The sequence below is a fragment of the Polaromonas sp. P1_E3 genome, from assembly GCF_056405935.1.
The window spans coordinates 1-7,417 of the sequence record NZ_JBFUBD010000134.1 but is presented as its reverse complement, the minus strand read 5'-3'; the positions used below and the strand labels follow the sequence as shown (position 1 = coordinate 7,417).

Below are 7,417 nucleotides of genomic sequence, written 5' to 3'. Positions count from 1 at the left end.
AATCGCCCGCTCCTTGACCTGCCAGTGCTCCGTGATGTCCACATAGAAATTTCCACGGAAGTCCACAGTTGAGTGATACCAATTGCTGCGGTACATCAAGAAGCGCGGCACGTGCCGGCAACTGTGCAAGGATGCGCGCGCCACGGCTTGGTGATCATGGTGAATGTCACCAGTCCAATGAGAATAGACCATGTCGATTTTCAGATCCTGTACGAGAGTCAGGAGCTGGATATTGAGAGTGTCTACAAACTCCACTTCGAGCGTCTTGAAATCGCCGCAATACATCTTGGTCACACCAAGAATCTTCATGGCCTCCTCGGCCTCAGCTCGCGCAATCTCGCTGCTGCGCACCGACTGGTCATACTGATTCGTAAAACCGGATACGGTTGCGACAAATACATAGACTTTATCGCCGCGCGCGGCATGCTGGGCCAGCGCGCCTCCGCACCCCAGTTCAACATCGTCAAAATGTGCACCAATTGCCAGAACATTCATGTCGATCTCCGAATCAATTCCCGGGCGCCGGCGGCGCCGCAATTAAACAAGGCATCCAGCGCACTGAGGTAAGGCACAAAATCGCCAAACTGCTGCGGATACACCGGATGAGTGAATTCCTGCCAGAGCACCTCGATGCCAGCATTTCTAAAAAGCTCAGGCGCCATATAGTCCTTCGCACCAGTACCCGACAGGTAATGCGTGGCGCCGACCTTACCCAGCAGGTCTATCAGCAATTCGTTTTTCTGGCCTTTGGGCTCCAGCGAACTCGACAACACCATCGGCACGCGCACATCCAGCAGGTTCATCAACATGTCGATTGAACGCAGGTTGAAGTCGGCCAGAAGGCGCGGCGGCAACCTGTACAGCGCCTCCACCAGCGGCATGATCTGCGAAAAATACGGGGCCCTACGGTAGTTCTCTGTCAACAGACTAAGGTTGTCTCCAATCCAATCCACGTTTTCAGAGAGTTCGACCCGATTGATGGGCGTGTCGCGGGGAGTTTTCTTGACGCTCAGGGTCAACCACCGTTCGCCGGCCGCGGTCTTGATTTTGTCGCGATGCGTCCAGCTGCGGCTCGTTCCGTTGACAAACTGGACATGGTCAAGAACGATATACAGGTCGGCCTTCAGGAAGCGCTGGAAAAACCCGAGATACGGCATGAAGTCGGGTTGATGGATTACAACGGTTTTACTCACGGCCGTAGCCCCTCAAGCGCATCAACCACGCGGGCCGTACCGCCCAGCCCGATGTTAGCCATGCCTGTCCGGCTCATGTGTTCCAGCGGCAAAGGGCTATCCAGGGCCGACAAATCAATTGAGTCGTGATGCCCAACGAATAGTGCACCGCCAAGGCGCTCGAGTTCACGGCCGACTGGAATCTCGAAATCTTCGTTGGCGACCACCAGGCAGGGCAAACCAGCAGCATTGGCCTCGAACGGGGTGATGCCGCCGCCGGTAATCGCGAGCTCGTGGCGCGACATCTCTTCGGCCATCGATGGCACGCCGATGCGTAGCTCGAAGGCGTCGGTCAACACCGCGTCAAGTGCCTGGCGATGCGCAAAGGCCGGCCCGACGACCACCGTCGCGCCCAACCCCCGTGCCGCAAGCTGGTTGACCACCTTGATGGTGGCCCCATAGGTGTCACTTCCGCCCAGAGTCACCAGCAGTGAGCCTTGCGCGCTGCGCAGACGCTGATAGCGCGCCAGGTCCGGATTGAGTACCAGGTAATCGACGCCGCGCAACACTTTCTTGCCCTCAAGCTGGCCGGCTTCGAAGGCAAGCGCAGCTATATGCAGGTCAGCCAGCGCCGCGCCGCCTCCCCGATCGTCAAAAGTCACGAGCGCCACACCGGCCGCCCGTACCTGCGCGGCATGGGCCGCATCGGTATCAAGTCGGTCGTTGATCCAGACCGAAAAGCCGTGATGCACCACCAGCGCGCGCTCCCAGCCTCCCGACATATCGCGCAGGTCGACTACCAGCGGGACGTGGCCATGCTCGCGCAGGACTCGCAGCGACACCTCGTCGTCGTTGACAAGCAGGGCCACACCATGGCCGCGCCGCTGCAGTTCACGCGCCAGATTGAGCGAGCGGAACAGGTGCCCCATGCCGCGCGCATGGGAGCTTTCTAGGCAGATCGCGAACACAGCGCTATTGCCTTTTCAGTGTCCAGCCACGCTTGCGGGCTTTGCCCGGCGAGTTCACAGGCACGCAACCAGTCATCCTCGGTGTCAACTGTCAGGCGCAAGTCGGGCGCACGTTTACCCGCTGGGACGTCGAGCGCATCAGAGTGAAATAGCTCTGGATGCTCCTGCATGTATTCGTTGACATGCTCCCGGTGGTGCGACAGATGACCTTCGGCATGGCTGCGCCGCAGGGCCTCAAGCGTGAAAACCTCGGCACCGACGCCGAGCGGCATCATTCCGAACGAGTGCGCATAAGCCAGTCCTTCACGCGCGCGCAGGTCGATCAGCCGGTCAAGCTCCGCGATGTCGGTGAATGGGTTGTCGGCCGTAAGACGCACAACTGGATCCAGCCCGAACGCTTCGGCGCAGCGCAGGTAGCGGTCGAGCACATCCAGTTCGTCGCCGCGAAAACAGTTGACGCCCTCGCCTTCGCACCATTGGCTGATGGCATCGTCCTGCGGCAGCGTGGAGGTCGCGACCACAACCGTAGCAGGATGCCGCAACGCGGCAAGACGCCCCAGCACGTGGCCCAGCAATGGCTTTCCAGCAATCGGACGCAACACCTTGCCCGGCAAGCGTGTCGAGCCCATACGCGCCTGGATCACGATGCCCAGACTCATTCGAGGTCATCCCACCCAAGCACGGCATCCTGCGCCAGATCACGCTTGACCTTGCGGCCCGCGAGCGCTTCGTAAAACTTCGGCTGGATGCCGTAGCCCGGACGCTTCACCGCAATGTCATCCATCGCAATGGCCTGCCCCGCCTTGAGTGCGCGTTGCAGCACCACGCTCTTGCGGTTGTTGCGGCGCGTATTCTCTTCGCTGTCGGCCGGCTGCTTGATGCCAGAACCGCGCATGACCTCGAAGGCACGGATCGCATCGACCAGCCACTTCATTTCCTGCGGGTCGGCCGACAACATGTGGTCGGGGCCGTCGGCCTTTTTGTCGTAAGTGAAGTGACGTTCAATCACGCGCGCGCCCATCGCCACCGCGCAAAGACAGGCCACCGGCGACAGCGTGTGGTCCGAATAGCCCACGTCAAGGTCTGGAAACGCTTCTTTCAGCGTCTTCATCGCGAGCAGGTTTACATTTTCAGGATGGGTCGGATAACTCGTGATGGCGTGCAGCAAAATTAGCTGTTTGTTGCCTTCCACCTGGATCGCCTCGACCGATTCGCGCACCTCGTCGAGGGTGCACATGCCGGTAGAGAGAATCATCGGTTTGCCGGTGCGTGCCACATAGCGCAGGAACGGCAGGTTAACCGCGTCGTCCGAGCCGATCTTGTGAACGCCGACTCCGCATTTTTCAAGGACGTCGACATCACTCTGGTGTGAGGGCGAAGAGAACCAGTCCAGACCTTTGCTCTCGGCATAAGCGAAGACTTCGTGATGCAACGCCGCTGCGATCTCATACTTGCGAAACAGGTTGAACTGGGACGTCACACCCGTGTTCTCCATGTCAAAGATCGCGGCTTTGCTTGACAGCGTTTCAGCGCGGTAAGTCTGCAGCTTGACCGCATCTGCCCCGCAGGCGGCCGCCTCGTCAATCAGGCGCTTTGCCTGCTCAAGCGTGGTGAAGTTTCCGCCTATCTCGGCGATGATGTAACAGCGGCTTTTTTGATAATTTTTGAACATGGCTCTAATCCTTGCGCATCCATACGCAATCACTCTGCTCTATTGATGACGAAAGATTCATTCGAATTGACAGTTAGGCTTTAAAGCCGTCAAGGATGAGCGAGGTGTAAGCGATCTGGCCGCCCGCATTACGCTCGTCGTACTTCAAAGAGCGGTGCACCATACCGTCGGCAGGACCCCAGGGCACCTGATGAAACTGCCCCACAGCATCGTAATATTCAATTCGTTCAACCCGGAAACCCGCCGCGACCATGATTTTTTCAAGGGAATCGACGTTGTACAACACTTTGTGATCATCGCTCCCCTCTCCCGTACCACCCGGCTTAACCATTTCAATATAGCTTGCGTTGGGACTGTAACCGTCAGGCACAGCCAGCCGAAGGCGCGCTCCGTCCGCCATATATTTTCGAACCAGCTTCAGTGCGGTGAATCCTTCCGCCTCATTCAAATGCTCCCAAACATGCTCCGCCAGAAGGGCGTGAACCTTACGACCACCAAAGGCCCTGTCCCAGTGAGCTTCATTAAGAAGATTCAGGTATTGATAATTACTGGGTATCCAGCCATCGCTGAATACACCCGAGGAGCCGATGACTACTTTCGGCGACTCCGCAGCAGCCACCCGCCTTAGAAAATCGGTCTTCTCCCGCCAAAGCCGGAACCGGACCTTCAACAGGTAATACCGCAGGCCAAGCCGTTGTTTGATTTTCTTGAGCATGTGCATATCGAGTGATCCGAAACTGAGCAGACGTGTTCGCCCGCAGACACAACAGGCTATCCCCTGTATTTGACGATCCTGGCGGGTGAACCCACCGCGATGGCGTATTCCGGAATGTCGCCGCGCACCACCGAGTTGGCGCCCACCACTGCCCCACGCCCGATTTTGGCGCCCATCAAAATTTTTGCACCCGCTCCAATCCAGACATCATCGCCAATCTCAACCTCACCAATTAAYGCGCGCTGCTGGCGCATCGGCGAGGAGCGCTCAATACCATGGCTGTGGTCGATGATCTGTACGTAGGAGCCAATCAAKACATCGTTGCCGATACGAATCAGGTTTTTCGCGGTGATGATGTTGTGCCGGCCAATAAYCGTGTTATTTCCAATGTAGACCTTTGGATCTGGCATGGTCAACTGAAAGAACGAGTAGTCCTGAATGGTGCAACCGTGGCCCACTTTCAATGTGGCGTTCGCAACGAGCCTGAACTCGGCGGTGCGTTTCACAACCACATCATGCCCAGCAGCGGTGAAATAACGGGCGATTTTGTAACGCGAGATCGCACGCTGAATCAGACCGCCACGATTTCGGTAAGACGCRACATCAGGGACCACGACCGAGTTCACTTGCCGACAACCTGGATACGAAAAACGTAGTTCTTGACCTTGAAAGTGCGGCCGCTAACTTCGCCTTCCTCGTCCTCGGTCAGACGAGGCAGATAACATTTCCGGCAGATCGGGCTTTCGAGAAACCCGCGATCCCGCTTCTGCTGCTCCCGGATCGCCGTCATCTTCTCGCCATGCCAGATCTCATGCACGGTCTGGTGGTTGATGTCGCCAATGATCTCGCGGTTTTCCTCGTCATTCGAACACTTCATGACCAGGCCGTCGGCGCCGATAACGAGCCGCTGGTACTGCTGGGGGCAGGTGAAGTTTTCGAGATACTCGATATGTGTATCGTTGCCAAGGTAGTCGATCAGCGGATTGAATGCCACCAGGTCAACGTTGGGCGCAAAGGTATCGTAGTACTCTTGCGGATTCTCGCGGATCGCGGGCCAGATGCCTTGAACCTTGATGACCGGGCGATGCAGACCGCGTTCTTCCTTGAATTTTTTCATGGCCTTGATCTTGTTCATGATGTCCTTGAACTTGATCGGCTTGCGGATCTTTTCGTAGGTTTCGCCAACACCATCGGCCGAGATCGTGATCCAGTCAATGCCTGCGTCAACAATCTCCTCGAAGAATGGCAGGGTTAGCTTGCCGCCATGCGTGAGGGTAGAGACTTCCTTGATGCCGCGCGACTTCGCATAACGGATGCAGTCGGCAAAACGCTTGTGCAATAACGCTTCGCCGCGCAGGCTGAGCCGGATTGCCGGGACTTTGCCGCCGATCTCGTCAATGATGCGGCAATACAGATCCCAGTCCATGCGCGTCGTATTGACCTGCTCCTTGAAATGATCAGTGATCGTGTAGCACATCGGGCAGTGCAGGTTGCAAATCGACGATAGCTCCAGGTCGACGAGCAACGGGTAATCGGAAACCGTCTGGCTCTTTGGCAGCGCGGACCACTTCTCGCGGTAGTCCTTATATTGCGCTTCCCAGCCTTCACCGCGGTATTGATCGAAAAGATCTTCCCGCTCCTGGGTGTCCATGGAGTAATTGCCCTTGTTAATGGGTACGTAACGTTCAGTCAAGATGGGGCTCCATTCAGTATTTTGCGGACACCATCTGCGAATGTCCATCGTGGGGTCCAGTCGAGGCTGCGCTGGGCCAACGAGATATCGGCCCTGACGTCCGGAATCTCTTGCGCACGCTCGGAGAACTGGGAAACAACCGGTAACGACGTACCGGCGACAGATTGAATCGTATTGATAACGTCGCCCACCGAGCAGGATACGCCGGAACCAATATTCATTCTTTCAAAAGTTGAGACACTGTTCAGCGATTGCAAGAAGGCGGTGACCACATCGTCGAGGAAAACATAGTCCCGCCGCGGCTTGAGATCCATCACCCGAATTTCCTTGCCCGCGCTGACCTGGGCCAAGATGGAAGGAATCAGGAATTCGGGACGCTGGCCGACCCCGAACACATTGAAAACCCGAAGAACCGTTACCGGTACGCCCTGGTAGCGGCTTGCAAACTCGCAAAGCTGCTCCGCCAGGTACTTGGACAGGGCGTAAGGGTTGTTCGGCCTGGCCGCATGTATTTCGGAAACAGGCAGGGTCTCGGGGATGCCGTAGACGTAGGCGCTGGCGTAAACCATGCGCGCCGAATGCAGGCGGCAATAGGCCAGGGCCCGTTCGGTGCCCAGCAGGTTGGACTCCACAAAATCAGGCCCCTTCTGCCAGCTATCCGGCACATAACTGCGGCCCGCCAGGTGAATCACCGCCCTGGCCTTGGGCAATCCTTGCCAGGTCGCCTCATGCGCCACATCGCCGTGCTGCCTTTCCAGGGCAAGCACCTCCATGCCCTGACGTGCCATCTCCGCCACCAGGGCGCGGCCCACAAATCCCCCTGCGCCGGTGACCACGGCATCAAGCATCCAGAAACCTCGATTTCATGGACTCGAATTCGTCAATGGCTTTGGCGTAGTCGTCTGGCCGGCCGATGTCGAGCCAGTACCCGGAAAAGGTCCGTACCGTCGCGGGCCGGCCGGCAGCCAGCAGGTCCAGCATCAGGGTATCAAACCCATAGGCCCGGCCTGCTGGAATCTGCTCAAGCACTGCGGCGCTGAGCATGTAAACGCCCATGCTGACCTCATACGAAACGCCAGGCTTTTCACGGAAGCCGGTGAGCTTGCCGTCGGCGCCGGTGTCCAGCACGCCGTAATCTATGCGGTGTTCGCGTTGCATGGCCGAAATCGTGAAGATATTGCCCGACAACGTATGCGC

General features: G+C 57.6%; 10 protein-coding genes. All 10 read right to left on the bottom strand.

All coding sequences use genetic code 11. The features are described from left to right. The coding region (locus AC1D0Z_RS13715; RefSeq protein ID WP_477658783.1) for a PIG-L deacetylase family protein at positions 1-495 on the bottom strand (495 nt) is incomplete at its 3' end. Continuing rightward, positions 492-1,193, bottom strand: a complete 702-nt coding sequence (locus tag AC1D0Z_RS13710; protein WP_477658782.1) for a WbqC family protein — start codon at positions 1,191-1,193, stop codon at positions 492-494. The genes AC1D0Z_RS13710 and AC1D0Z_RS13715, both read right to left, overlap by 4 nt. Beyond that, positions 1,190-2,140: a hypothetical protein gene (locus AC1D0Z_RS13705; protein WP_477658781.1), complete on the bottom strand. Its 951-nt coding sequence runs from the start codon at positions 2,138-2,140 to the stop codon at positions 1,190-1,192. Before AC1D0Z_RS13705 ends, AC1D0Z_RS13710 begins: the two co-directional genes overlap by 4 nt. Further along, on the bottom strand, positions 2,122-2,799 hold the full coding sequence (locus AC1D0Z_RS13700; protein ID WP_477658780.1) for a cytidylyltransferase domain-containing protein: 678 nt from the start codon (positions 2,797-2,799) through the stop codon (positions 2,122-2,124). Before AC1D0Z_RS13700 ends, AC1D0Z_RS13705 begins: the two co-directional genes overlap by 19 nt. Next, positions 2,796-3,812 (bottom strand): N-acetylneuraminate synthase family protein, encoded by a 1,017-nt coding sequence (locus AC1D0Z_RS13695; protein WP_477658779.1) that lies wholly within the window; start codon positions 3,810-3,812, stop codon positions 2,796-2,798. Before AC1D0Z_RS13695 ends, AC1D0Z_RS13700 begins: the two co-directional genes overlap by 4 nt. A 73-nt stretch (positions 3,813-3,885) precedes the next feature. After that, on the bottom strand, positions 3,886-4,527 hold the full coding sequence (locus AC1D0Z_RS13690) for a class I SAM-dependent methyltransferase (protein WP_477658778.1): 642 nt from the start codon (positions 4,525-4,527) through the stop codon (positions 3,886-3,888). 56 nt (positions 4,528-4,583) lie between these two features. Further along, the gene (locus AC1D0Z_RS13685) at positions 4,584-5,153 is read right to left on the bottom strand and encodes an acyltransferase (protein ID WP_477658777.1); all 570 of its coding nucleotides are present in this window, start codon (positions 5,151-5,153) and stop codon (positions 4,584-4,586) included. Further along, positions 5,150-6,178: a radical SAM/SPASM domain-containing protein gene (locus AC1D0Z_RS13680; RefSeq protein WP_477658776.1), complete on the bottom strand. Its 1,029-nt coding sequence runs from the start codon at positions 6,176-6,178 to the stop codon at positions 5,150-5,152. The genes AC1D0Z_RS13685 and AC1D0Z_RS13680 overlap by 4 nt, the downstream gene beginning before the upstream one ends. A 38-nt stretch (positions 6,179-6,216) precedes the next feature. Continuing rightward, positions 6,217-7,068 carry an NAD-dependent epimerase/dehydratase family protein gene (locus AC1D0Z_RS13675; protein WP_477658775.1) on the bottom strand — a complete coding sequence of 284 codons (852 nt, stop codon included), beginning with the start codon at positions 7,066-7,068 and terminating at the stop codon, positions 6,217-6,219. Further along, on the bottom strand, positions 7,061-7,417 hold a 357-nt coding region (locus tag AC1D0Z_RS13670; protein ID WP_477658774.1), incomplete at its 5' end, for a nucleotidyltransferase family protein. The genes AC1D0Z_RS13670 and AC1D0Z_RS13675, both read right to left, overlap by 8 nt.

Excerpts from the sequence above, each read along its gene's own strand:
- AC1D0Z_RS13700 (WP_477658780.1), bottom strand. The coding sequence starts at position 2,799 with ATGAGTCTGGGCATCGTGATCCAGGCGCGTATGGGCTCGACACGCTTG.
- AC1D0Z_RS13695 (WP_477658779.1), bottom strand. The coding sequence starts at position 3,812 with ATGTTCAAAAATTATCAAAAAAGCCGCTGTTACATCATCGCCGAGATA.
- AC1D0Z_RS13690 (WP_477658778.1), bottom strand. The coding sequence starts at position 4,527 with ATGCTCAAGAAAATCAAACAACGGCTTGGCCTGCGGTATTACCTGTTG.
- AC1D0Z_RS13680 (WP_477658776.1), bottom strand. The coding sequence starts at position 6,178 with ATGGACACCCAGGAGCGGGAAGATCTTTTCGATCAATACCGCGGTGAA.
- AC1D0Z_RS13675 (WP_477658775.1), bottom strand. The coding sequence starts at position 7,068 with ATGCTTGATGCCGTGGTCACCGGCGCAGGGGGATTTGTGGGCCGCGCC.